The 23568-nt window shown below is 63.1% G+C and carries 21 protein-coding genes and 1 pseudogene; 6 read left to right on the forward strand and 16 right to left on the reverse strand.

Going from position 1 to position 23568, the window contains the following annotated elements; all coding sequences use genetic code 11:
- Positions 1-22: 22 nt before the first annotated feature.
- The 6 genes from ABI796_RS03440 to ABI796_RS03465 are packed head-to-tail and all read right to left on the reverse strand — an operon-like array spanning position 23 to position 5619.
- A complete protein-coding gene (locus ABI796_RS03440; RefSeq protein ID WP_141283229.1) occupies positions 23-493 on the reverse strand; it encodes a heme-degrading domain-containing protein in 471 nt (156 codons plus the stop codon).
- Positions 490-1518, reverse strand: coding sequence for a Gfo/Idh/MocA family protein (locus ABI796_RS03445; protein ID WP_141283228.1), 1029 nt, complete (start codon positions 1516-1518; stop codon positions 490-492). The genes ABI796_RS03440 and ABI796_RS03445 overlap by 4 nt, the downstream gene beginning before the upstream one ends.
- Before the next feature lie 4 nt (positions 1519-1522).
- A complete protein-coding gene (locus ABI796_RS03450) occupies positions 1523-2524 on the reverse strand; it encodes a sugar phosphate isomerase/epimerase (protein WP_141283227.1) in 1002 nt (333 codons plus the stop codon).
- Between the two features lies 1 nt (position 2525).
- Positions 2526-3707: a Gfo/Idh/MocA family protein gene (locus ABI796_RS03455; RefSeq protein ID WP_141283226.1), complete on the reverse strand. Its 1182-nt coding sequence runs from the start codon at positions 3705-3707 to the stop codon at positions 2526-2528.
- A 17-nt stretch (positions 3708-3724) separates the two neighbouring features.
- Positions 3725-4846 (reverse strand): Gfo/Idh/MocA family protein, encoded by a 1122-nt coding sequence (locus tag ABI796_RS03460; protein WP_141283225.1) that lies wholly within the window; start codon positions 4844-4846, stop codon positions 3725-3727.
- Positions 4843-5619 carry a sugar phosphate isomerase/epimerase gene (locus ABI796_RS03465; RefSeq protein ID WP_141283224.1) on the reverse strand — a complete coding sequence of 259 codons (777 nt, stop codon included), beginning with the start codon at positions 5617-5619 and terminating at the stop codon, positions 4843-4845. The genes ABI796_RS03460 and ABI796_RS03465 overlap by 4 nt, the downstream gene beginning before the upstream one ends.
- 218 nt (positions 5620-5837) lie before the next feature.
- Between ABI796_RS03465 and ABI796_RS03470 the strand changes: the two genes are divergently transcribed.
- Positions 5838-7055, forward strand: coding sequence for an ROK family transcriptional regulator (locus tag ABI796_RS03470; protein ID WP_141283223.1), 1218 nt, complete (start codon positions 5838-5840; stop codon positions 7053-7055).
- An 82-nt stretch (positions 7056-7137) separates the two neighbouring features.
- Entirely contained in the window at positions 7138-8331 is a 1194-nt protein-coding gene (locus ABI796_RS03475; protein ID WP_141283222.1) for a CynX/NimT family MFS transporter, read from the forward strand.
- 114 nt (positions 8332-8445) lie between these two features.
- Here ABI796_RS03475 and aceB read toward each other — a convergent pair whose 3' ends face one another.
- Complete coding sequence (aceB, locus tag ABI796_RS03480) at positions 8446-10098, reverse strand: malate synthase A (protein WP_141283221.1); 1653 nt, start codon at positions 10096-10098, stop codon at positions 8446-8448.
- Positions 10099-10399: 301 nt separating this feature from the next.
- Positions 10400-11731, reverse strand: a complete 1332-nt coding sequence (aceA, locus tag ABI796_RS03485) for an isocitrate lyase (RefSeq protein WP_141283220.1) — start codon at positions 11729-11731, stop codon at positions 10400-10402.
- A gap of 144 nt (positions 11732-11875) precedes the next feature.
- On the opposite strand from aceA, the gene ABI796_RS03490 reads away from it, so the two are divergent.
- Positions 11876-13390 (forward strand): XRE family transcriptional regulator, encoded by a 1515-nt coding sequence (locus tag ABI796_RS03490; RefSeq protein WP_141283219.1) that lies wholly within the window; start codon positions 11876-11878, stop codon positions 13388-13390.
- A gap of 145 nt (positions 13391-13535) precedes the next feature.
- Complete coding sequence (locus ABI796_RS03495) at positions 13536-14837, forward strand: serpin family protein (protein ID WP_141283218.1); 1302 nt, start codon at positions 13536-13538, stop codon at positions 14835-14837.
- A 28-nt stretch (positions 14838-14865) separates the two neighbouring features.
- On the opposite strand, the gene ABI796_RS03500 is transcribed toward ABI796_RS03495, so the two are convergent.
- On the reverse strand, positions 14866-15480 hold the full coding sequence (locus ABI796_RS03500) for a TetR/AcrR family transcriptional regulator (protein ID WP_141283217.1): 615 nt from the start codon (positions 15478-15480) through the stop codon (positions 14866-14868).
- A gap of 303 nt (positions 15481-15783) precedes the next feature.
- Between ABI796_RS03500 and ABI796_RS03505 the strand changes: the two genes are divergently transcribed.
- On the forward strand, positions 15784-16716 hold the full coding sequence (locus ABI796_RS03505) for a cytochrome b/b6 domain-containing protein (protein ID WP_141283216.1): 933 nt from the start codon (positions 15784-15786) through the stop codon (positions 16714-16716).
- Here ABI796_RS03505 and ABI796_RS03510 read toward each other — a convergent pair.
- The 6 genes from ABI796_RS03510 to ABI796_RS03535 form a co-directional block, all read right to left on the reverse strand.
- Positions 16713-17549, reverse strand: a complete 837-nt coding sequence (locus tag ABI796_RS03510) for a hydroxymethylpyrimidine/phosphomethylpyrimidine kinase (protein WP_141283215.1) — start codon at positions 17547-17549, stop codon at positions 16713-16715. The two genes, ABI796_RS03505 and ABI796_RS03510, sit on opposite strands and share 4 nt — an antisense overlap.
- A gap of 43 nt (positions 17550-17592) precedes the next feature.
- A complete protein-coding gene (locus ABI796_RS03515) occupies positions 17593-18579 on the reverse strand; it encodes a TAXI family TRAP transporter solute-binding subunit (RefSeq protein WP_141283214.1) in 987 nt (328 codons plus the stop codon).
- Positions 18572-19984, reverse strand: a complete 1413-nt coding sequence (locus tag ABI796_RS03520; protein WP_141283213.1) for a HAMP domain-containing sensor histidine kinase — start codon at positions 19982-19984, stop codon at positions 18572-18574. Before ABI796_RS03520 ends, ABI796_RS03515 begins: the two co-directional genes overlap by 8 nt.
- Entirely contained in the window at positions 19981-20643 is a 663-nt protein-coding gene (locus ABI796_RS03525; protein ID WP_141283212.1) for a response regulator transcription factor, read from the reverse strand. Before ABI796_RS03525 ends, ABI796_RS03520 begins: the two co-directional genes overlap by 4 nt.
- A 118-nt stretch (positions 20644-20761) precedes the next feature.
- Positions 20762-22165 (reverse strand): MFS transporter, encoded by a 1404-nt coding sequence (locus tag ABI796_RS03530; RefSeq protein WP_141283211.1) that lies wholly within the window; start codon positions 22163-22165, stop codon positions 20762-20764.
- 354 nt (positions 22166-22519) lie between these two features.
- Positions 22520-22837, reverse strand: coding sequence for a hypothetical protein (locus tag ABI796_RS03535; protein ID WP_246095764.1), 318 nt, complete (start codon positions 22835-22837; stop codon positions 22520-22522).
- Between ABI796_RS03535 and ABI796_RS03540 the strand changes: the two are divergent.
- Positions 22760-22972: pseudogene (locus ABI796_RS03540) on the forward strand (methyltransferase family protein); the annotation flags it as partial. The gene ABI796_RS03535 and the pseudogene ABI796_RS03540 sit on opposite strands and share 78 nt — an antisense overlap.
- 92 nt (positions 22973-23064) lie before the next feature.
- On the opposite strand, the gene ABI796_RS03545 reads toward ABI796_RS03540, so the two are convergent.
- Positions 23065-23550: a hypothetical protein gene (locus ABI796_RS03545; protein ID WP_246095763.1), complete on the reverse strand. Its 486-nt coding sequence runs from the start codon at positions 23548-23550 to the stop codon at positions 23065-23067.
- Positions 23551-23568 lie beyond the last annotated feature (18 nt).

Genomic DNA, 23568 nt, shown 5'->3' on the forward strand with positions numbered 1-23568 from the left:
CTTCGCGTAGTACCGGCGGCTACTAAACCCCTACCGTCTTCAAGTAATTCCGGATCCCGTCCACCACCATCTGGTGGTCCTCGTCAGAGCTCAGCCCGGAAACAGTGACAGCGCCGATCACGCCGGCGCCTCTCACCCGGATGGGGAAGGAACCGCCCGCCAGGGTGTAGTCCTCCGGAGCCAGCCACCCGCCGCCGAGCGGGTTGCGCGCGGAAAATTGTTCTCCCAGCAAGGCCGTGCTGTGCTCGAACCGCAGCACCGAAGCGGACTTGCGGCGGATCCATTCCTCCTGGTCTGAGGTGGCTCCGGGCAGGACGCAGCGGAACAGCACAACGTTGTGGCGGCGGATATCAATGGCAACGCCAAGCTCCGAGGCGATGGCGTGGTTGGCGATCAATGAACCCAGCCGCCAGGCGTCGTGATGATCGAAGGAAGCGAAGACCAGTTCCTCTTCCTGTTGACGGAGTTCGGCAAGACGCGGTGATTCGGTCATGACTGGTTTCCTTCCACAACGGCATCTGAGTCATAGCGAAGCCCGATCTGCTCACGGATCTCGTCCATGGCAGCCATGATGGCCACGGTCTCAGCGGGAGGCAGCATGGTCCCGGCAGTCTCGCCCGAGCGGATCAGGCGTTCCATCTCAGCGGCCTGGTACTGCATACCCCGGCTGCTGACAGCTTGTTCGTATCGCTCAACAACAGCGCCATCAACGGCAAAAACCGTGAAGGGCACCGGGTTGTACCAAGTGTGCTCGATCTCGATCCAACCTTCGGTCCCTATCACCATGGCACGGTTGGCACTGGCGGCGTCCAGCTCGCAATCAACAATGGCCTGGGCGCCGCCGGCGTATTCGAAGATCGCTGCCGTCTGGCGATCCACGCCCGTTGCGGACATGGAGGCGCTGGCCACGATTGATGCAGGCGTGCCTAGGATGTCAAAGGCAAAGGAGATCGGATAAATACCGAGGTCCAGCAACGCTCCGCCGCCCAAGGCAGGATCATTCAACCGGTGCGCTGGGTCCTTGGGAAGGCTCTGGTTGTGGGTGGCCACTACCTTGCGAACCTCTCCAATGGTGCCGGCAGCGATGAGCTCCCGGATTCGGATCATGTGCGGCAGGAACCGGGTCCACATGGCTTCCAGGGCCACAAGCCCCTTGGCCGCCGCCAGGTCAATAATCTCCTGAGCCTGGCGTGCATTCATGGTGAATGCCTTCTCCACCAGCACGTGCTTGCCGGCGTTCAATGCCAGGAGAGCATTTGCGTGATGGAAAGGGTGTGGCGTGGCGATGTAGACGACGTCCACCAAGGGGTCGGCAACAAGGTCCTCGTAGCTGCCGTGCGCTGTGGCCACGCCGTACTCCTCAGCGAACACCTCACTGGACTCCGCAGAGCGCGAACCCACGGCCTGAACCGTGAACCCGTTCTCCTTCAAGTCCTTGGTCTGGAGTCCGGCAATGAATCCTGTGCCGAGGATGCCCCAGCGGATTGTGCCATCGGAGGTGCCGTTGCTGAGGGTCACGTGATCAGTCCTTGCTGCTGAAAGCGGCGTCGAAGGAAGTTTGCGACGCCGGGAAGTCGAACTTTTTCAGCGCGGCCAAAGCTTCGGGTGCCCCGTGGAGGCGGTCCATGCCGGCGTCCTCCCATTCCACGGAAATGGGTCCGTCGTATCCGATGGCCGTGAGGGCGCGGAAGGAGGATTCCCACGGCACGTCACCGCGTCCGGCGGAGACGAAGTCCCAGCCTCGGCGGGGATCGCCCCAGGGCAGGTGTGAGCCCATGACGGTGTTCCGTCCGGTGGGGCGGAGCTTGGTGTCCTTGCAGTCCACGTGGTAGATCCGGTCCTTGAAGTCCCAGATGAAGGACACAGGATCGATGCCCTGCCACATGAAGTGGGACGGGTCCCAGTTCAGGCCGAAGGCAGGCCGGTGGCCGATCGCTTCGAGGGTCCGGACGGTGGTCCAGTAGTCGTAGGCGATTTCGGAAGGGTGGACTTCGTGGGCGAAGCGGACCCCGCATTCATCAAAAACGTCAAGGATCGGGTTCCAGCGATCAGCGAAGTCCTGGTAGCCGGCCTCGATGACCTTTTCCGGGACCGGCGGGAACATGGCCACGTACTGCCAGATGGAGGAACCGGTAAATCCGACGACCGTGTCCACGCCCAGGGCGCGGGCAAGGCGGGCGGTGTGCTTCATTTCCTCCGCAGCGCGCTGGCGGACACCTTCGGGTTCGCCGTCGCCCCACACCCGCGAGCCAACAATGGCTTCGTGGCGGAAGTCGATGGGGTCATCGCACACAGCCTGGCCCTTGAGGTGGTTGGAGATGGCCCAAACCTTCAGGTTGTACTTCTCCAGGACAGCGAGCTTGGACTCGACGTAGCCGGGCTCGTCCCAGCGCCAGGCGTCCAGGTGGTCTCCGGAGACGGCGATTTCCAGGCCGTCGTAGCCCCAGCCGGAAGCGAGCCGTGCAACTTCCTCGAAGGGAAGATCGGCCCACTGGCCGGTGAACAGGGTGTACGGGCGGGGCATGTCAGGCTCCTTCAATAACAGTGCTGGTTGCCCTTGCAGGCAGCTGGATCAATGAACTCTTGGCGGCAGCGGACTCTTCCACGGCGGCCAGGATGTACTGGACGTTCAGGCCCTCTTCAAACGACGGCGACGGCGACTCTCCGGCCGCGATCGCGGTGAGGAAATCACGGATCTGGTGCGTGAAGGTGTGCTCCCAGCCGATGATGTGACCCTGCGGCCACCAAGCCCCCAAGTAAGGGTGTTCGGGTTCGTTGACCAGGATCCTTCGGAAGCCCTGCTCGCGGACAGGCACTGTGGCGTCCATGAAATAGAGTTCGTTCAGGTTCTCAAGATCGAACGTCAGCGAACCAAGGGAACCGTAGATTTCGATCCTCAGGGAGTTCTTCTGGCCGGTGGCTACCCGGGACGCTTCCACCGAGGCGATTGCTCCTGAGGCGAGCGAGAGGTTAACCCAGGCGGCGTCGTCGACCGTTACATCTTCCAGCGCGCCTGCCGTAGGACCGGGGCGCTGATCCACGAACGTCTGGAGGCGGCCGGAGACCTCGGTGACGGAATCGTCCAGGAGGTACAGGATCTGGTCGATGGCGTGGGAGGCGATGTCTCCCAGCGCGCCGGATCCGGCGGTCTCCTTGCGGAGGCGCCACGTCATGGGGGACTCGGCATCGGTCAGCCAGTCCTGCAGGTACGCGGCGCGAACATGGCGAACGGTGCCAAGGCGCCCCTCGGCAATCAGTTCACGCGCCAGCGCCAGGGCAGGGACGCGGCGGTAGTTGAAGCCGATCATCGACTGCACGCCGCGCGCCCGGGCTTTCGCGGCGGCCGCCGTCATCAGTTCTGCCTCGCCGAGGGTGTTGGCCAAGGGCTTTTCCACCAGGACGTGCTTGCCGGCTTCCAATGCGGCGGTGGCAATCTCAGCGTGCATCCAGCCCGGCGCGCAGATGTCGACAATGTGGATGTCGTCCCGCTCAATGACGGAACGCCAATCGGTGGCGGACTCGGCCCAGCCATACTTTGCAGCTGCTTCGGAGACGGCGTCCGCGTCCCTGCCTACCAGCACTTTCTGCTCGAAGGCCGGAACGTCAAAGAAACTGGCCACGTTCCGCCACGCATTCGAGTGGGCCTTGCCCATGAATGCGTAACCGATTGCGGCAACACCCAACGGCGTGTTTGAAGAGGTAGTCATAGTGTTCCTCGCCGGTTCTAGAGCGTCGCTGTTTCGGGCGCCCAGTCCTCAGGGAGGGCCTCGGAAGCGGGGGCGTTGGAGGTGACGTCCACAAAAGTGCCGGATTCCACCGATTCGGTGATGGAGACCATGGTGTCCAGCACGTGGTAGGCCAGTTCACCGGTAGCGCGGTGCGAACCACCGGAGCGGATGGCGCGGGCCATGTCCAGGGCGCCCATCCCGCGGCCGTTCGCGGGTCCGGTGGCGGGGATGATCTCGGGTTCTTCCTTACCCGGACGCCAGAGCTTGAGGTCGCCGTCAAAGTAGTTGGGGTCCGGGAGGGACAGGGTGGCTTCGGAGCCGGTGATCTCAACAAAGCCCATGCGCTGGCGCGGGGATTCGAAGGAGAAGACGCTGTGTGAGGACTGGCCGCCCTCGAACTGCGCCATCGCGGAGACATGCGTGGGGACCTCGACGGCGAATTCCTCGCCGGCCTTCGGACCGGAACCAATGATGCGCGTTGCCTTTGCCGAGGAGCCGACGGCGGCCACCTTACGGACCGAGCCGAACGTCTGGACCAGTGCGGTGAGGTAGTACGGGCCCATGTCGAACAGGGGGCCGGCACCGTGCTGGAACAGGAAGGCGGGGTTGGGGTGCCATGACTCCGGGCCAGGGGTCTGGAAGGTGGTCATGCCGGTCAGCGGTGTGCCAATATCGCCGCGTTCAATGATGCGGCGTGCGGTCTGAAGGCCGGCGCCAAGGAAGGTATCAGGAGCGGTGCCCAGGCGGATTCCGGCGGCGTCCGCTGCTTTGAGCAGTTCCAGCCCGGATTCGCGGTCCAGGGAGAAGGGCTTCTCGGTCCACACGTGCTTGCCGGCGTTCACCGCTGCGGTGGCAACTTCCACGTGCGCTGCCGGGATGGTGAGGTTGATGATGAGCTCGACGTCGGGATGGTTCAGCGCCAGCTCCGGCGTACCGAACTCGGCGATCCCGTACTCCTTGGCGCGGGCCTCGGCTGTTTCGACGAAGAGGTCCGCGACCACCAGGACTTTCAGGTCAGGGAAGACCGTGAGGTTGTCCAGGTACTGCTTGCTGATGTTTCCCGCGCCAATGACGGCAACGCCCACGGGGCCTTTACGGGTTGAGGGGGAGAAGCTCACGCCTGTACTCCTTCTGCGGTCTGGTTGCCGGCTGCGTCTGCGCTGGCTGCGGCGGTGAGGTACGCCAGGCTCTCGGTGATGCCTTCGAAAATGTCGCCGGAGTAGTCGTCGAATTCCACCACGCCAACTTCAAGGGACTTTGCTGCGGCGATCACGTCCAGGACCGGAACGGTGCCCTGGCCTGCCGGTTGCTGGGCTTTGGTGTCAGTAGTGGCCGGGCCGTCCTTGATGTGGATGAGTTTCACCCGGTCGCCCAAACGGGCCAGCAGCTCCACCGGGTCCTGGCCGCCGACGGCTACCCAGTAGGTGTCCACTTCCAGCACCAGTTCCGGGTCAAGCAAACCTTCGAGGTACTCCAGGGCGGTCTTGCCTTCGATGATGGACTCCAGCTCCCAGGCGTGGTTGTGGTAGCCCACGCGGATGCCGTACTCAGCACCCTTCTTCGCGGCTGCGTTGAGTTTGGCAGCGGTGGCCTGGATGTCCTCGGCGGACTGCCAGTGCTCGGCCGGGAGGAACGGATCAATGACCGTGGTGATGCCCAGTTCCTTGGCTGCGGCGAAAATCTGGTCCTGGTCCTGAGAGAGCAGTGGAGCGTGCCCGGATGGCGCCGTCAGGCCGTTCTCCTTCAAAGCCCGGCCAAGCTCAGAAGCTGTGGCCACAAAGTTGTACGGTTCCACCTGCGTGAAACCGATCTCGGCAACCCTCTTGATTGTTCCCGGCAGGTCCTCTCCGATGGCATCGCGGAGGGTGTACAGCTGGAGTGAGTAAGACATTGGGTTCCTTTTCGGGAGAAGTTTTCCGCAAAATCAGGGCCTTGGCGCCAGTCTAGTGAGCGCCCCTGAGGGGAGCCACAGATTCCACCCATCAATGGGTGAGTCACCAGCTCTTTTCAGCCTAGAGGGACTTTTGCCGAGCGTCCAGCAAAAGTTGAAGAAAAACGCTTAAACTTCCGCTGAGTGACACGCATAAGCAATCGTGCTTCACTGAATGCATGACATCTGAGGCCGGAATCGACGCCGGAATAAGCCCCGCGCCAGAGGCCGGCAATCTTTCACGGGCCGGGAATCTCTTCCAGCTCCTTCGCGACGGCAAAGCCCGTACCCGCGCTGAAATCGCAGAAACCACAGGCCTCGCCCGCTCCACGGTCGCCTCACGCATTGACGCCCTGATCAGTTCCGGGCTGGTTGGCCCCGCAGGTGAGGCCACCTCCACAGGCGGCAGGCCGCCGTCGCGCATTGCCTTCAACCCCGCCGCACGCGTGGTTTTGGCCGTCGACGTCGGAGCTACCCACGTGATTGTTGCCGTCACCGACCTCGGCGGCAACGTTCTGGCCGAGCAACGCCTGCGGCAGGAAGTGGCTGAAGGGCCGGACGTGGTTCTGGGCCGGGTTGTAGCAGCAGGCCGTGAACTTCTGACTGAAGCAGGACGCGAACCGGAAGACCTCGCCGGAATAGGCATCGGCCTGCCCGGTCCCGTGGAGCACGCCAGCGGCAGGCCGGTAAAACCGCCCATCATGCCGGGCTGGGACGGATTCGACGTCGTTTCCCACGTTCAGCGCTCCCTGCCGGTCCCGGTCCTGGTGGATAACGACGTCAACATCATGGCCCTCGGTGAACGCACCGCGTACTGGCCGGATCACCAGAACTTCCTCTTCATCAAGGTGGCCACCGGCATTGGCGCGGGCATCATCAGCAGCGGCCAACTCCAGCGTGGGGCCAACGGCACCGCCGGGGACCTCGGCCACGTCCGCGTGCCACGCGGCGACGACGTCCTGTGCCGCTGCGGCAACCACGGCTGCCTTGAAGCGCTTGCCTCAGGTCCCGCCGTCGCACGTCAGCTGAAGGCGCAGGGGCTGGAAGCTGCCAGCGGTGCGGACGTCCTGAGGCTCGTTGGCGAGGGGAATCTGCAAGCCATCCAGGCGCTGCGGCAGGCCGGGCGGGATGTGGGCGATGTCCTGGCCACCGTGGTCAACCTTCTCAATCCATCCATGATCATCATCGGCGGCAGCGTGGGAGAAGCCGGCGAGCACCTGGTGGCAGGGATCCGCGAAGTGGTCTACCGTAGGTCCCTGCCCCTGGCCACCACGCACCTGCGCATCGGCATCTCCATGGCCGGCCAGCGCGCGGCCATTCTGGGTGCCAGCCATCTGGTGACCCAACACGTTCTCTCGCCTGCAGTGATTGAGGCCACGCTCCACGCAGCGGGATGAGCTCTGCCGGATGCCGGTTGCCGGGTAGCGCCGTGATAGCAATGAAAGTGATGAAAACGCTTCCTGCCTCTCCGTATGCCCCATGAGCCAATTCCTTGCCAGGATTCCCCGCGGTTGGTTGATCCTCGCGTGCATCGGCCTCATTGCGCTGAACATGCGCGGTCCTTTTGTGGCAGTTGCTCCCGTGGTGGATTCATTGCAACAGGACCTTGGGTTCTCGCCCGTTGAGCTGGGACTTCTGACCGGCATTCCCGTGCTGTGCTTCTCGCTCGCCTCGCCCTTGGCTTCTTTGGCGGGCCGCAGGCTGGGTGCCGAATTCGCGGTGATGCTGACGCTTCTGGGTGTCCTGGCCGGGGTAGTGATCCGGTCCAGCGGCGGTGGTGCGCTGGTGATGGCCGGCACGGTGATCATTGGTGTTGCCATAACCATCGGCAACATTGCGGTGCCGCTGATCATCCGGCGCGACTTTGCACCGAGGCGCCAAGCCACCGCCATGGGCGTTTACACTGCGGCGCTGAACGTGGGCTCGTTCCTCACCTCCGTGGCCACCGCGCCACTGGCTGAGTTGGTGGGATGGCGGCTCGCCCTGGCTGCGAGCGCCCTGCTGGCGTTGGCGGCAATCCTGTTCTGGGTGCCTACTGTTGGTGCGCGCCGGGCTTTTGTGCCTGCAGCCGTTCCTTCATCTGCTGCTTCCGGTGCCGGGCGGGTTGCGGGTGTGGGGTGGCTGACTGTTGGCCTGACGCTTGGCTTCGCGGGGCAGGCGTTCTCCTATTACGGGGTCACTGCCTGGCTTCCCAGCTTCCTCTCGGATGAACTCGCCATGGGCACTGCCGAAGCAGGGGCCGGCTCTTCACTGTTCCAGATCTTCGCCATTGTGGGCGGCCTGGGCGTGCCGCTCCTGGCCCGCTTCGCCAGTACGACGGCGGTGGCGGTCACCTTGAGCGCGCTGTGGCTGACGGTTCCCCTTGGCTTGTTGCTGGCACCCTCGTGGTGGTGGATGTGGTCCTCGATGGGCGGTGTGGCTCAGGGCGGTGGAATCACGGTGATCTTCATTGCCATCATCAAATTCGCGCAATCCCAGGCGGCCGCGGGCAAGATGTCCGCCGTGGTACAGGGTGTGGGGTACTGCTTTGCTGCGTTGGCTCCCACGGCCATTGGGTTTGTGCACAGTGTGACTGACGGCTGGACCGTTCCGTTGTTGGTGATTCTTGGCTCGGTGCTTACGTTCTTTGTGAGCACCACGTTGTCTGTGCGCTGGGTGGCCAGGCAGGCTTAACGCCAGAAGCCCCGCTGCTGGGCTGCCTCCCCGACCATCGGGGTCACTTGTTGCGAAGAGTGCAGGCAGCCCGGCGTCGGGGCTTGTGGTGGTCGCTACCTCAGGTCATGAGGCCTAGGCGGCGACGAGTTCCTCCTCCGTGGCCTCTTCACGGGCTTCGGTGAGAAAACGGGCGTACGCGGGGATGGTGAGGAAGGTGGGGAATTCCTCGGCCAGGGTCACTTCTTCGAAGATGGCGCGGGCATCAGCAAAACGGTCTCCGTCGAAGCGTTCCAGGCGGGCGTATTCCTCATCCAGCATGTCCTCCACCCATTCGCGGGTGATGATGTCGCCGTGGTCGGTGATGGCGTGGGAGTGGATCCACTGCCAGAGCTGGGAGCGGGAGATCTCCGCGGTGGCGGCGTCTTCCATGAGGTTGTGGATGGCCACAGCGCCGTTGCCCCGCAGCCAAGACTCGATGTACCGAATGCCCACCTCGATGTTGATCCTGATACCGCCCTCGGTGATGGTTCCTTCCGTGCTGGCGATGTCGATCAGCGCACGGTCATCAGGGGTGACGTCCTCGCGGGAGCGGTCCAGCTGGTTGGGGCGGTCTCCGAGAACTGAGTCAAAAACTTCGCGGCATACCGGCACCAGGTCAGGGTGGGCCACCCACGAGCCGTCAAAACCGTCATTGGCCTCACGGGTCTTGTCCGCACGGACTTTCTCGAACGAAGCGGTGTTGGCTGCCTCGTCCTTGCGGTTGGGAACAGCTGCAGCCATGCCACCAATAGCCATGGCACCGCGGCGGTGGCAAGCCCGGACCAGCTGCTCGGTGTAGGCGCGCATGAACGGCTGGGTCATGGTCACCTGGCCGCGGTCCGGGAGGACAAAACGGGGTCCGCGGGTACGGAAGTTCTTGATCAGGGAGAAGATGTAATCCCAGCGGCCTGCGTTCAAACCTGCGGCGTGGTCCCGCAGTTCGTACAGGATCTCCTCCATCTCGAACGCGGCCGTGATGGTTTCGATCAGCACCGTGGCGCGGATGGTTCCCTGCGGGATGCCCAGCAGGTCCTGAGCCAGGACAAAGATGTCGTTCCACAGGCGGGCTTCGAGGTGGTTCTCGATCTTCGGCAGGTAGAAGTACGGGCCCTTGCCCTGGGCCAGCAGGCGGCGGGCGTTGTGGAAGAAGAACAAACCGAAGTCCACAATGCCGCCGGCAATAGGCTTGCCGTCAATGAGCATGTGCTTCTCCGGCAGGTGCCAACCCCGGGGACGGACCACAATGGTGGGCAGGTCTCCTGCAGGCTTGAGCTTGTATTCCTTGCCCTCAGGGGTGGTGAAATCGATCCGGCGTTCCAGAGCATCGGTCAGGTTCAGCTGGCCCTGGATCACGTTGCGCCACGTCGGAGTGGAGGAGTCTTCCATGTCCGCCAGCCACACCTTCGCCCCCGAGTTCAGGGCATTGATGGTCATCTTCTTATCCACGGGACCGGTGATCTCCACGCGGCGGTCCTCCAAACCCGGGGCCGGGGGAGCCACACGCCAGGACGGGTCATTGCGGATGCCTTCAGTTTCCGGGCGGAAACGCGGATCCTGACCTGCAGCGATCTGCCCACGGCGGGTGTGCCGTGCCTGCATCAGCTCCTGACGACGATCCGCCGTAGCCCTGTGCAACTTGCCAATGAACTCAAGGGCGTCCGGCGTGAGGACCTCGTTCTGCCGGCAAATGGGCTGCGCGGTGATAGTGATGCCATTGATAGTGAAGTTGTCAGTGAAGCTGTTCATGTCAATCTCTCCTATGAGAAGCAAATGTTCGACGGCGGTGCTTGGGCAGCTCGTTTGGTGCCGGGTTGGGTAATCCTCCGCGTGCTATTCCCCATCCCGCCCGCTTGGCCTCGCAGAGCTCGGCCGGCGGCCGGGACAGGGCCCCTTTTACGCACGCTTCCGGATTCCCCCTCCCGGCCGCAGCGGCGAGTGCCGCCGTCGTGCCTTCCGGTGAGCGAAGCGAACAGCTCACCTTGGGCGGAATGGGCCCACGGCCGCCGGGTTCCCTCGCGAGCTTGCGAGCGGAGGGGGCGGCTGGGGATTAGTGGAACTGGCCTTCTTCGGTGGATCCCACCAGGGCCAAAGTGGATGCGTTCGGGTTGAGCGCGGTTGCGATGTCGTCGAAGTAGCCGGTGCCGACTTCGCGCTGGTGCTTGGTGGCGGTGTAGCCGCGGGACTCGGAGGCGAATTCCTTCTCCTGGAGTTCCACGTAGGCGCTCATGCCTTCACGGGCGTAACCGTGGGCGAGATCGAACATGGAGTAGTTCAGGGCGTGGAATCCGGCCAGGGTGATGAACTGGAACGTGAAGCCCATGGCACCGAGTTCGCGCTGGAACTTGGCGATGGTGGCGTCGTCCAGGTGCTTGCGCCAGTTGAAGGACGGGGAGCAGTTGTAGGAGAGCATCTGGTCCGGGAACTCGGCCTTGACCGATTCGGCGAACTTGCGGGCCAGTTCCAGGTCCGGGGTGCCCGTCTCCATCCAGATGAGGTCGGAGTACGGGGCGTAGGCCTTGGCCCGGGCAATGCAGGGTTCGATTCCATTGCGGACCTTGTAGAAGCCCTCGGCGGTGCGAACCGGCTGCCCGCCTTCGCGGAGGATGAATTCCTGGTCGCGCTCGTCAACGTCTGAGGTGATCAGCGTTGCTGCTTCGGCGTCGGTGCGGGCGATGACCACCGTGGGGGTGCCTGCGACGTCGGCTGCCAGGCGGGCTGCGTTCAGGGTCCGGATGTGCTGCTGGGTGGGGATGAGGACCTTGCCGCCCAAGTGGCCGCACTTCTTTTCGGATGCGAGCTGGTCTTCCCAGTGAACACCGGAGGCACCGGCGGTGATCATGGATTTCATGAGCTCGTAGGCGTTCAGCGGGCCACCGAAGCCGGCTTCGGCGTCGGCGACGATCGGAACCAGCCAGTCCTCAACAGTCTTGACGCCCTCGGCATACTCGATCTGGTCCGCACGGAGCAGGGCGTTGTTGATGCGGCGGACAACCTGGGGCACAGAGTTGGCCGGGTACAAGGACTGGTCCGGGTAGGTCTGACCGGAGAGGTTGGCGTCAGCGGCCACCTGCCAGCCGGAAAGGTAGATGGCGCGGAGGCCGGCCTTGACCTGCTGAACGGCCTGGTTGCCGGTCAGGGCACCGAGAGCGTTGGTGTAGCCACCGGTGGGAGCTTCCTCGGTGAGCTGCTTCCAGAGCTTTTCCGAACCACGGCGGGCCAGGGTGTGCTCTTCGGAGACGCGGCCGCGGAGACGGACGACGTCGGTGGCCGAGTAATCACGGGTGACGCCTTCCCAGCGCGGGTTGGCGGACCATTCAAGTTCCAGCGCTGCGGCCTGCTGCTCTGCACTCTGCTCTGCTGGTTCAAATGATGCGGTCATCTTGATCTCCTATGTGGTGCCCGGGCCGGCCTCCGCTGCGCCTTTGCTGCATCGGCCGGCTTGTCCGGGATCTGTATTTCTTTTTCGTAAGACCTACTTTTCTGCACTTCCAAGTGGGTTACTAGAGGAAAAGTATGGAAAGAAATGCACTTCTTCGCGTATTCTCAAGAAATGTCGCCTGTGAGCTGGAATCGCGAAGTAGCATCGCCGTCGTCGACCGCTGCGTCCCCTGAACTGGACGTCATCAGCCTTGGCCGCCGCGTGCGCCATCTGCGCAAGCAGGCCGGGCTGACGCTGGACGACTTGAGTGCCGCCGTCGGGACCGCGCCCAGCCAGCTGAGCCTGATCGAAAACGGCAAGCGCGAACCAAAATTGGGGCTGCTTCAGCAGCTCGCCGCGGCCCTCAACGTCACCATCGATCAACTGCTGGGGGCCGAGCCGCCCAGCCGGCGGGCGGCACTGGAAATCGAACTGGAACGGTACCAGCGCGGGCCGCTCTACGAGTCGCTCAACCTGCCCAAAATCCGCATCAGCTCGCGGCTTCCGCTCGATGTCCTGGAGTCGCAGGTGGGGCTGCTTCAGGAGCTCGAACGCAAACTCAATGAGCAGGTGGCGACGCCGGAGGAAGCCCGCCGCGCGAACGGTGAGTTGCGTGCCATGATGCGTGAGCGCGGTAACTATTTCCCCGAGTATGAGGCTGAGGCGCAGAAGGTCCTCAAAGGGGTGGGTTACACCACCGGGCCGCTGAGCCAGCACGTCATCGCGGACATCGCCGAGAACCTTGGTTTCACGCTGCACCACGTGGGCGATTTGCCGCATTCCACGCGGTCCGTGACCGATCTGAAGAACCGCAGAATTTATCTGACGCAGAACCAGCGGCAGGATCACGATCCTCGGTCTGTTTTGCTCCAGGCTCTGGGCCACTACGTCCTGGGGCACGAAACTCCGCGGAACTACGGGGATTTCCTGGCGCAGCGTGTGGCCACCAACTACTTTGCCGCCGCGCTGCTGCTGCCGGAGCAGGCCACGGTTGAGTTCCTGCAAAAAGCCAAAGCGGCCAAGGAAATCGCCGTGGAGGACATCCGCGATGCCTTCGCTGTGTCCTACGAGACCGCAGCGCACCGCTTCACCAACCTGGCCACCAAACACCTGGGCATCACCACGCACTTCCAGAAAACCCACCAGTCCGGCATCATCTACAAGGCCTACGAGAACGACGGCGTGACGTTCCCCCAGGACCACACCGGAGCCATTGAGGGGCAGCCATCGTGCAAGGCGTGGACCTCGCGTGCCGTGTTCGATGTCCCGGACAAATTCAGCGCCTACAGCCAGTACACGGACACGCCGTCAGGCACGTACTGGTGCACTGCCCGCACCGAGCGCTCGGCAGCGGGGGAGTTTTCCTTGAGCATCGGGGTGCCTTACCAGCACGTCAAATGGTTCCGGGGCCGGGAAACCACGGCCCGCGCAACGTCCAACTGCCCGGACCCCAACTGCTGCAAGCGGCCGCCGGCATCTTTGGCCAATGAGTGGGCAGGTAACGCCTGGCCCTCCGCCCGCGCGCACTCGCACCTGCTGGCCGCCATGCCTCCCGGTGCCTTCCCCGGCGTTGACGAGACCGAGGTGTACAGCTTCCTGGCGGCCCACTCCGAACGGTAACCCCCAGCCCTCTCTCACATCCCGCGTGGTTGGGCCGTTCGCTCTCTCACATTCCGGCAACATTTCGCCAGCCCTCTCGCATATCGCGTGAGTTCGCACCGCACACGGAGCACCATATGAGGACAACACCAACGGGGGATGCGCCATGAATCGAGTCCGTAAAGCGACAACGCTGATCGCGGCAGCCGCACTGGTGACCGGCTCCGCGACAATGAGTGCCTGCGCGCCCCAACCCGCCGACGTCGGGCTCCTCACCGCCGACGGCGTGGCCCGCGTTTCGGTCGAAAGGGCGGACTACTCCGCCGAACTTGAAACCTTCAACGCCTCAGCGCGCAAACTTGGCGTCACTTTGCTGGCCGATGGCGGCGACTCGAGCAACGGCAACGTCGTCTCGTCACCGGCCAGCTTGCTGATTGCGTTGAGCATGCTGAGGGCGGGAGCTTCCGGTGCTACGGCGGCAGAGATGGATACAGCCCTGGGGCTTCCCACCGAAGGGCGCGACCAAGCCATGAACGCGCTGCTCGCCTCCCTTGAAAAGTTCGACGGCGACCCCGGCTCTGTGGACGAAGCCAACCCGCCGCAGAAGCCGGTGATGCATGCTGCCAATGGGCTGTTCGTGGACAAGGGCGTGCCCACTGGCGAGGCTTTTCTGACCACGCTCGGCAAGCATTTTGGCACGGGCGTTTATCCGGTTAGTTTTCGGGACGAGGCCGTGACCAAACCTGCAATCGACCAGTGGGTCAGCAAGAATACCGGCGGCCGGATCAAGGAGGCCCCCGCACAATACAGCCCGGACAACACGTTCAGTCTCCTCAACGCCCTGTACTTCGCCGCCGCCTGGCAGACGCCCTTCGACGCGAACGACACAGAGGATGCGCCATTTACCCTGGCTGGCGGCGAGGCAATCAATGTGCCCACCATGCATTCATCGCTCCGCATGGCCTACGCGGAAGCTCCAGGGTGGAAGGCCGTGGATCTGCCGTACGCCGAAGGCTTCGTGATGCGCCTCGTACTGCCCGACGGCGGGGCGTCGGGGTCCGGCGGGACGGCTGCGGTTTCTTCGGAGGTGCTGACGGACGCGGCGAAGCGGTTGGGAGCGGCCTCCCCGGACATGGTCCAGATCAGCCTGCCCAAGTGGGACCACAAGACCACGTTCGAACTCAGGAAGGTGTTTGAGACGCTGGGCCTGACGGAAATGCTGGCCACGGACAAGGATTTCGACGCGATCCAGCAAGGCATGAAGCTGACCCAGGCCGCCCAGGCAGCCAACATCACCGTGGCGGAGAAGGGGACCATCGCCTCCGCGGTGACCCAGATCAATGCGGAGGCATCAAGTGCACTCACCCCGGAACGGGAGATCATCCTTGACCACCCATTCCACTATCAGATCATTCACGGAGAGACTGGAATGCAGCTGTTCACTGGGTGGGTGGCGGACCCGCGGTAGGCCGGAGGTGCGAGAGGGTTAGGAAGGCTTAGCGGACCACCCGCTCCACCAGGATCGCGGCGGCTTGAACAACCTCGTCGGCCTCGCGTTTGGATGCGGCGAGGGCCACTTCCTGACCTGACACCGTGATGATGTCCGTGATCACCGCGACTGTAAGCCTGCCCAAAGTGTCGTCGCTGGCGCCCAAGAGCACGGAGTTCTGCCTTACCCATTCGCGGCCGCGCTCACGGCGAAGGACTTCGAAGCCCGGAGGAGTATCGCCTTCAATGAACACCAGTTCCAGGTCTCGGTTCTTCCAGGTGTAGTCGAAGTAACTGCGGCTGCCTACGTTGAACAGCGCCAGGGGATCGCTTTCGCCTGCCTTGCGCGCCTTGGCCACAGCCGATGCCACGAGTCGTTCGTGTTCATTTTGATAGTCGTCCCACAAGGCAAGGAAAAGCTCAGTCTTCCCGCCGAAGTGGTGATAGAGGCTGCCGACGCTGGAGCCGGCACGGGCAACGATGTCCGAGATGCTTGCGTCGGTGAAACCGTGTTCCACAAACACCTGGGCGGCCGCGTCCAGCAGATTTCGCCGGGTTACCGCGGTACGCGTCCATTGCCAGGAGCCTGCGGTGGTGGCTGCCTCGGATGTCTTACGGACCACGGTGTGGGCTCCTCTCGCAGGCAGGACGTAGACCGGAGTGTTGACCGGCCATTTTCTGGAATCCTACCCGCGGAATTATCCACATAGCCAGCAGGAAGCCTTGACCAAGCCCTCCAGTGCGGGAAATAATTCCGGAAGTTCGTTCTAGAAACGCATATTGCGGCATATATCCGAATGCTGCGATTTTTGACGCAGGACGCCCCGAAACCCGGGTGCCGTTTTCACCGTCGGGCTGCAACTGGTTGAATCGCTATATAGCGCCAACTGGTCGCAGCCAAACAAGCCAGAGAGGAACGCGGCCTGATGTCCGTTTCAAGCAAGTCGTCCGGGATCACGTCGAACAGGTGGTTCAAGCCCGTCGTCGTCACCGCAGGAGCTTTGGTGGTGGCACTGATCCTGGTGCTCATTGCGCTATGGCTCCGCACCCTGCAGCCCGTGCAGCAGTTCCTCACCGATTACCCCGGGCACTCGGCAATTCCGGAGGGCACTCCCACCGGATTTCCGGCATGGCTTGGTTGGCAGCACTTCCTCAACATGTTCTTCATCGTCCTGATCATCCGCTCCGGTTGGCAGGTGCGCACCACCACCCGCCCGGCGGCCAACTGGACCCGGAACAACAAGGGACTCATCAAAACCAAGAACCCGCCCACCAAGATCAGCCTGGACCTCTGGTTCCACCTGACCCTGGACGCGCTCTGGGTTCTGAACGGCATCATCTTCATTGTGCTGCTCTTTGCCACAGGCCAGTGGCTAAGGATCGTCCCCACCAGCTGGGATGTCTTCCCCAACGCCGTCTCGGCCGGGCTGCAGTACGCCTCGCTGAACTGGCCGGTTGAAAACGGCTGGAACAACTACAACAGCCTCCAGCTCCTGACGTACTTCGTCACGGTCTTCATCGCCGCGCCGTTGGCCATCATCACCGGAATCCGGATGTCCGGGGCATGGCCCAAGAAGGCTGCCATCAACAAGTTCTACCCGATCGAGCTCGCCCGCAAGATCCACTTCCCGGTGATGATCTACTTCGTGGCCTTCGTGATCGTCCACGTCACCCTGGTGCTGGCCACTGGTGCGCTGCGGAACCTCAACCACATGTACGCCGCCAACGACGACAACAACAGCTGGTGGGGTTTCGGGATCTTCGCAGCATCCATCGTCTTCACGGCGGCGGCCTGGTTCCTGGCCCGCCCGTTGTTCCTGCGGCCCATAGCTTCACTCATGGGCAAGGTCTCGCGCTAGGACAAAGCCCCACCCTGCCACAGGGCGTCAAAGGGGGCGCCGGAGGACACTCGGTTCTTGATTCCGGCAGTCACGAAAGCCTTCGCAGTTCGCGCGGCTTCCAGAGGAGTGGCGCCCTTGGCCAGTTCGGCAGTCACAGCAGCGGCCAGCGAGCAACCCGCACCGGACACAGCCACTTCGCCAACTTTCGGCGCGCGCAGGACTTCCAGGGTCTCACCGTCGTAGTAAACGTCGACGGCGTCCGGCCCTTCCAGCCGCACCCCGCCCTTGGCGAGGACTGCTGCGCCGCTGATCTGGTGGATGCGGATGGCGGCGGATTTAAGCGACTCTTCGTCGGTGATGGTCAGCCCGGAAAGGGACTCGGCTTCGAAGTGGTTCGGAGTGACAAAAGTAGCCAGCGGCAGGATCTGCGCCTTCAAAGCCTGATCGGTATCCAGGGCGTGGCCGGGCTCCTGGCCCTTGCAGATCAACACCGGGTCAAGGACCACATGCTTGAAGGAACCATCGGCCAGCGCCTTCTCCACGGTGCTGATGGTTGCAGGGCTTCCCAGCATGCCGATCTTCACGGTGTCCAAAACAGAAGGTGCGCCGGAAGCGGCACCGTAGGCCGCCGTCGTCGCTTCCAGCTGGTCCGCAATGACCTGCTGGTCCACCGGGACGAAACGGTGGTTCCAGTTGTCCTTCGGGTTGAAGGAAACAATGCACGTGAGGTTCGCGATGCCGAACACTCCGAGTTCCTGGAAGGTTTTGAGGTCGGCCTGCGCACCGGCGCCACCGGTCGCTTCGGAGCCGGCAATGGTCAGGGCAATGGCAGGAGCAGCGGCTGAAGTCATGACTCCATTTTGGCAGTTGCTCCGGTTCGACTCCTAAACGAGGCTAGCCGTGCAACGTCTGGTAGGCGGCCTCGGCGGCCGGATGCAGCGGGATGCCCGCGGTGTTGATGAGGGTTTCCGGGCTGAGGAACTGGACGCCGGTGCTCGACGTCGGAACCAGATCCTGAGCCTGCTCCACCAACAACTCCACTGTCCGCCGAACAACATGATCGGCCAGATCCCTGCGGCACAGGAGAAGGTTGGCCACGCCCACGGTCCAGACGGCGGGGGCGTTACCGTAGCTGTTGGCCGGGATCAGCACGCGGTCGTAGAAGAACCCCGACTCTGCGCGCGTTGCCGGGATGTGCTCGGAAATGTCCAGGAGCCGAAGGCCAATGTGCTTCGCTGCGGCCGCGATGGGAGCGGTGGGCACCCCTCCCGATTGGATCATCACGTCAATCGAACCGTCCTGCAGTGAGGCCAGTGCCTGGTTCAAGCCGAGATTCACTTGCTTCAAGGTGCGGGGTGGTTCGGAGAGTCCCGCAGCTGTGATGATCCGTCCAGCGGTCAGGGTGGTTCCCGAGCCCACCTCACCCACGCCCGCGATCTTCCCGGCGAGGTCTGCGAGGGTCCGTATCCCGCTGTCCTCCCGCACGATGCAGTGGACGTAGTTCTGGTACACCTTTCCCAGTGCTACCAGGTCTTCGGGTTTCGCTGGCGTCCTGGCGGGCGCTGCGGCCTGCGCTGCTGCATCGGCCAGCGCGACGGCGAAGGTCACCTCGCCGGACACAACCCGCTGGATGTTCTCCAGACTTCCGCCGGTGACCAGCGCGGCGGTGTTTGCGGCCACACCTTCCCGCTGCAGCAAGTCTGCCAGGAGGGTGGCGAACTCCAGGTAAAAGCCACCGGATTCACCACCGGCAACAGTGAGCTCCTTCGGCTGTTCTTCCGGCGTGCAGGCTGTGGTCGACGCGAGCAGGGCGCCGCCGATGCCCAGTGCCAAGCCTGCTCTGATGGCGTTTCGCCGGGAGATCGTGGGTGCCTTAGACATGAGAGCCATCCCCAGGCCCCGCAAATTCGAGTCGGGCTACCAACCCGTGTGCCTCACGCGTTTGTAGGATCAGTCGCCCACCGTTCGCCTGTGCCAGGCGCTCCACGATGGTCATGCCCAAGCCGTTGCCGGGAATCTTGTTGTGCTGCGGCGCCCGCCAGAACCTGGTGGTGGACTCAGCGAGCTGTTCGGCTGGAAGGCCGGGACCGTCGTCGGAAATTACGACGGCGGTGCCTCCGCTCGTCTGCTGGGTAGCCACCGTGATGCGGGAGCCGGGTGCGTACTTGATGGCGTTGGTGAGGAGTTCGCCCACCATGTGCGCGAGTTCGTCGGGGTCGCACACGATGTGGCTTTCGGACGCAGGGCCCTTCAACGTCAGCTCTGATCCGGCACGGTGAGCGGCCGGCGTCGCCCTTTCCACTTCGCCTTGCAGGACTGGGTAGGGATCGATGACGGCCAGACGCTTGTGCTCGGTGTGCTCCACACGGGATGACCCTTCGAAGGCGCGATGTTCAGCGGTAGCCAGCTTCAGCACGCCGTCGAGCATTTCTTCCACCCGCTCAAGTTCCGCGACGACGCCCGCTGCCGCCTCCTTCTCCGGGGCTGAGCGCAACGCCAGCTGCAGCAGATCGATGCGCAAGCGCAGCGCACCAACAGGGTTTCGGAGCTGGTGCGAGGTGTCGGCGATGAGCCGGCGCTGGGACTCCATGCTCTCCGTCACCGTGCCGGCCATGGCCGTGAAGGAGCGGCTGAGTTCGCGCAGTTCCGGTGGGCCCGCCTCCGGGAGTTGGCTGGTTTTGCCCGTGGTTTCCAACTCGTGGACAGCCTTGCTCAGTCTGTGGACGGGGCGCAGGACCCAGCCGGTGATGCGGGATGCCGCCAGCAGGAGCAGCGCACCCAACGCCACAGCGGCAAGCACGACCACGAGCCACCGCTCCCGTAACTTCTGCCGGGCAGCGTCGAGGTCCACTTCAAGGACCACCTCGCCGAGTACCTGGCTAGCGGTGCCGAAGGACCGGGAGATGATGTCTGTGCCAGATCCGAAGGCGCGGATGGGGTTCAAAGTGGTGTCGCTGAGGTTCAGGCTGGCCCGGTTGAGTGCGTCCCGGGCCTCGGGTTGGTCCTCGCTGAGCCCGCCGGAGTTGATTGTCACTTCTTGGAGCCGGATCAGGATTCCTTCACCATAAAGCTCGGAGTACCGGTCCATTTCCCGTTGCAGTTGGCTGGTGTTGTTGTCCTGCGCTGCGTCGCTGGCCAGCTGGGCGAAGCGATTGAGGGCTGCGACGCGGTTGATCTGCAGTTCCTGGGTGAGCTCCCGGCTGGCTGAAGTGAGGATCACGCTGGACACGGTCACCACGATGATCACCACCAGCAGGCTCAGGATGCCGAGGACGCGGACTTTCACGGTTGCTCGACGCGATAGCCGACGCCGCGGACGTTGATGATGAACCCGGGGAGCTGGAGTTTTGACCTCAGACCTGTGAGGTGAACATCCAAAGATCGGGAGTGCGCAAGAAACGCGTCGCCCCAGAGTGCGTCCAGGATCTGTTCCCTGGTCACCACGGAGCCGGCGTTTCTGACCAGCAGACTGAGGAGGTCGAACTCTGTTGCTGTGAGGGCGAGTTGCCGTTCCCCGACGGTGGCCACGCGGCGATCGAGGTCCACTTCCAGTTCCCCGAGGACGATGTTGTGCGGGGCTTGATGGCCGGAACGGTTGGTTCGCCGGGTCACGGCTTCAATTCTTGCGAGCAATTCCACGAGCTTCACAGGCTTGACCAGATAGTCATCGGCCCCCGAACGAAGGCCCAGAACCACGCTTCGCTCGTCGTCGCGGGCCGTCAGGATCAGGATGGGAATTTGGGTGACCTGGCGGAGTTTTCGCAGGACATCCAAGCCGTCCAAGTCAGGCAGGCCCAGATCCAGGAGGATCACCTCGTGCTGCCTGTGCGCCAGCAACGCATCCTCGCCGCGCGATACCCGGGTGTGCTTATGGCCGGCAGAGGCGACGGCAGCGCTCAAGGCCGACGCCATGGCGTCGTCATCCTCGACGATGAGCACGTGCACAGGCTTTGATTCCTTCGGCTTGGGGCTGGTTCGCTACTAGAGCTTAACGTTGTGAGGCCCGCTCTGCGCCCTTCGGAGTATCCAAAGCGCGCAGAGCGGGCCCAACAAGGCAGGCAGGTCAGGCGTTGACGCGATCCTTCGTGCCGTCGTCGTCGGTTTCCTTCACAGCGCCCTTGGCCACGAAGGCGTTGCCCTGCTCCGCATCCAAGTGCGTGGGCTTCTTGTTCTTCAGCGCGAAGATGTACACCAGCAGCGAGATGAAGATCGCGGCAGTGACGTAGGTGAAGAACATGTCCACCTGACCCGACTTCTGCAGGGCCGCACCGATCAGGGGAACCGTGCCGCCGAACAGTGAGTTGGCAATCGCGTAGCCCAGGCCCACGCCAAGCGCGCGGATGGATGCCGGGAACAGTTCAGCCTTCACCAGTGCGTTGATGGACGTGTAGCCACCCACCATCAACAGGCCGCCGAACATCAGCAGGAACGCCACGAACGGATCCTTGGTTCCAGCAAGCGTGGACAGCAGCGGCCAGGTGAAGAGCACACCCGTTACACCAAACCAGATCAGCAGCGGCTTCCGGCCGATCTTGTCAGAGAGCATGCCGTACACAGGCTGCAGAAGCATGAAGATAAAGAGCGCCCAGAAGTTGATCACGGAGGTATCAGTCTTTGCGATGCCGGAAGTATCGTTCATGAACTTCAGGATGAAGTTGGTGTACGTGTAGAACGCCACCGTGCCGCCAAGCGTGATGCCAATGCAGATGAGCAGCGGCTTCCAGTGCTTGGTGAACAGCAGTTTCATGGTGCCAGGCTGGGCCTCGCCCTCAACCTTGACGTGCGCGGCGCGGAGCTGATCCGCGGAAAGAGTTTCCTCCATGGAACGGCGAAGCCAAAGGACCACCAGCGCAGCGGCGCCACCCAGAGCGAACGGAATCCGCCAGCCCCATGCGGTGAGGTCTTCCTTGCTCATGGTGTTCTGCAGGATCACCAGCACCAGGAGGGCCAGCATCTGCCCGCCGATCAGCGTGACGTACTGGAAGCTCGAGAAGAAGCCGCGGCGCTTGGCCGTGGCGGCCTCGGACATGTACGTAGCGCTGGTACCGTACTCGCCACCCACTGAGAAGCCCTGGATCATGCGGATAAACACCAGCAGAATCAGCGCCCACAGGCCAATGACGTCCTGCGTTGGCAGGATCGCGATGGCAAAAGATCCGGCCGACATCATGGTCACACTGAGTGTCAGCGCAGCTTTGCGGCCCTTGCGGTCCGCATAACGGCCGAAGAACCAGCTGCCGATTGGACGCATAAGGAACGACGTCGAGAACACGGCCATCGCTTCAAGGCCTGCTTGGAGATCGTCCGACGAATTAAAGAAATGCGACTGGAAATACGCCGCGAAAACCGTATAGACGTAGAGGTCGAACCACTCCACGAGGTTGCCCGCGGAGCCCTTGAGGATGTTGCTCACGGCTTTACGTGTCTGGGCGGCTTCGCTCAGAGGTGCAGCTTGTTGGGTGCTCATCAATGAACCTTCCTGGACGGCAGCATGTTGCAGCGGCCGTGTCTTGCATGAGTTCGTTCTGTCCATGAAGCTCGTGCTCATGGCGTCCTTGCGCATGGCTCTTCGTCGACTAAGAAAGGCCCTCCTGGTGAAGAGGACATGTTCCAAACTATGGGTGATGCACGGCACAGCCCTAGCTCGCGGGGGATTTCCTAACACTTCCTTAGGTTTCGGCTTGAGCCGGGCGCGGCCCCGAACCCGTGAACGCCAAGGCTCGGCGGCGGCGGCTCGCTACCCGGCACGAAGCTCTCTCAGGTCCCTCGGGTTTGGCTGCGTCCCTCTCTCAGGTCCCTCGGGTTTGGCTGCGTCCCTCTCTCAGATCCCTCTGGTTTGGCTGGAGCTTTTGCTGTAGCTTTCCGGGACGGCCGGAGCTATCTTCGTGGCATGGGTGCAGTTCGTCTCACAGCTCGCGTAGCGCTGCAGGAGGCAGGGAGGATCCCGCTGCCGCCAGGACAGGTTGTTGGCCTGGTGCTTGATGTAGTCCTCGATCATCTGCGCCCCGTTCGCGTTACCGAGCCCAATGCCCGGCTCAAAGCAGCCGGTGTTGGCCTGGCGTTGGTTGGAACGGGGATCACCGCGTGGGCAGTCGCGGAGCGCCGGCGCAAAACAACCGGAAACTTTTCGCTGGGGCATCCGGAGGACCTGGTCACCAGCGGCCCCTATGCTCTGAGTCGCCACCCGATGTATCTGGGGTGGTGGCTCATCCATGCGGGGGTGGCCTTGGGTAGAGGTTCTGCCTGGGCTTCGGCGACTCTCCCGGCTGGGATCCTCGTGGAGCACCTGGGCGCGCTGTGGGAAGAAAACGTGCTCCGGGAGAGGTTTGGCCAGTCCTACGCCGACTACGAAAAAGTGGTTCCTCGCTACTTAGGTTCGCCGGCGTGGTTGATGCGGACGAGTTTCCACACGGCGAGGCGGCCAACGCCTGCTGCGACGGCTATTGATAAAGGGAAGGCCCACGCGGAGGGGCTCCAAAATCCTCCGAAGGGGACGCAGATGATCGCCCCGGCCGCGAAGAACGCAGCAACGTGAAGCCACTGATTCCGGACGCTTCGTAACGCCACCCCCAAAGGCCATCCGACAGCTGTCCCCACCACGCCGATCGGGATGAGCCCTATGACCATCGCCGTCGCCGTCATGGCAAGGGTGTAGCTGGCATGGTTTGGGTTGAGGCTCCACGACGGAATGGCCCAAAAGAGGAAGAACACCGCATCAGCCACGACGATTCCTACAACTAAACCCTTGCCGCTGAGCACCACCCGGTCCTTGGGCCCGTACCGCCAGCCGCCGGATGGGCGTTTTGTTGCCAGCGCGGACTCATCTTCGTCGGTCCATGGTTCCTGGCTCACGATTACCTCCTGAGGAAT

The sequence above is a fragment of the Paenarthrobacter aurescens genome (assembly GCF_041549525.1).
GTDB lineage: Bacteria > Actinomycetota > Actinomycetes > Actinomycetales > Micrococcaceae > Arthrobacter > Arthrobacter aurescens.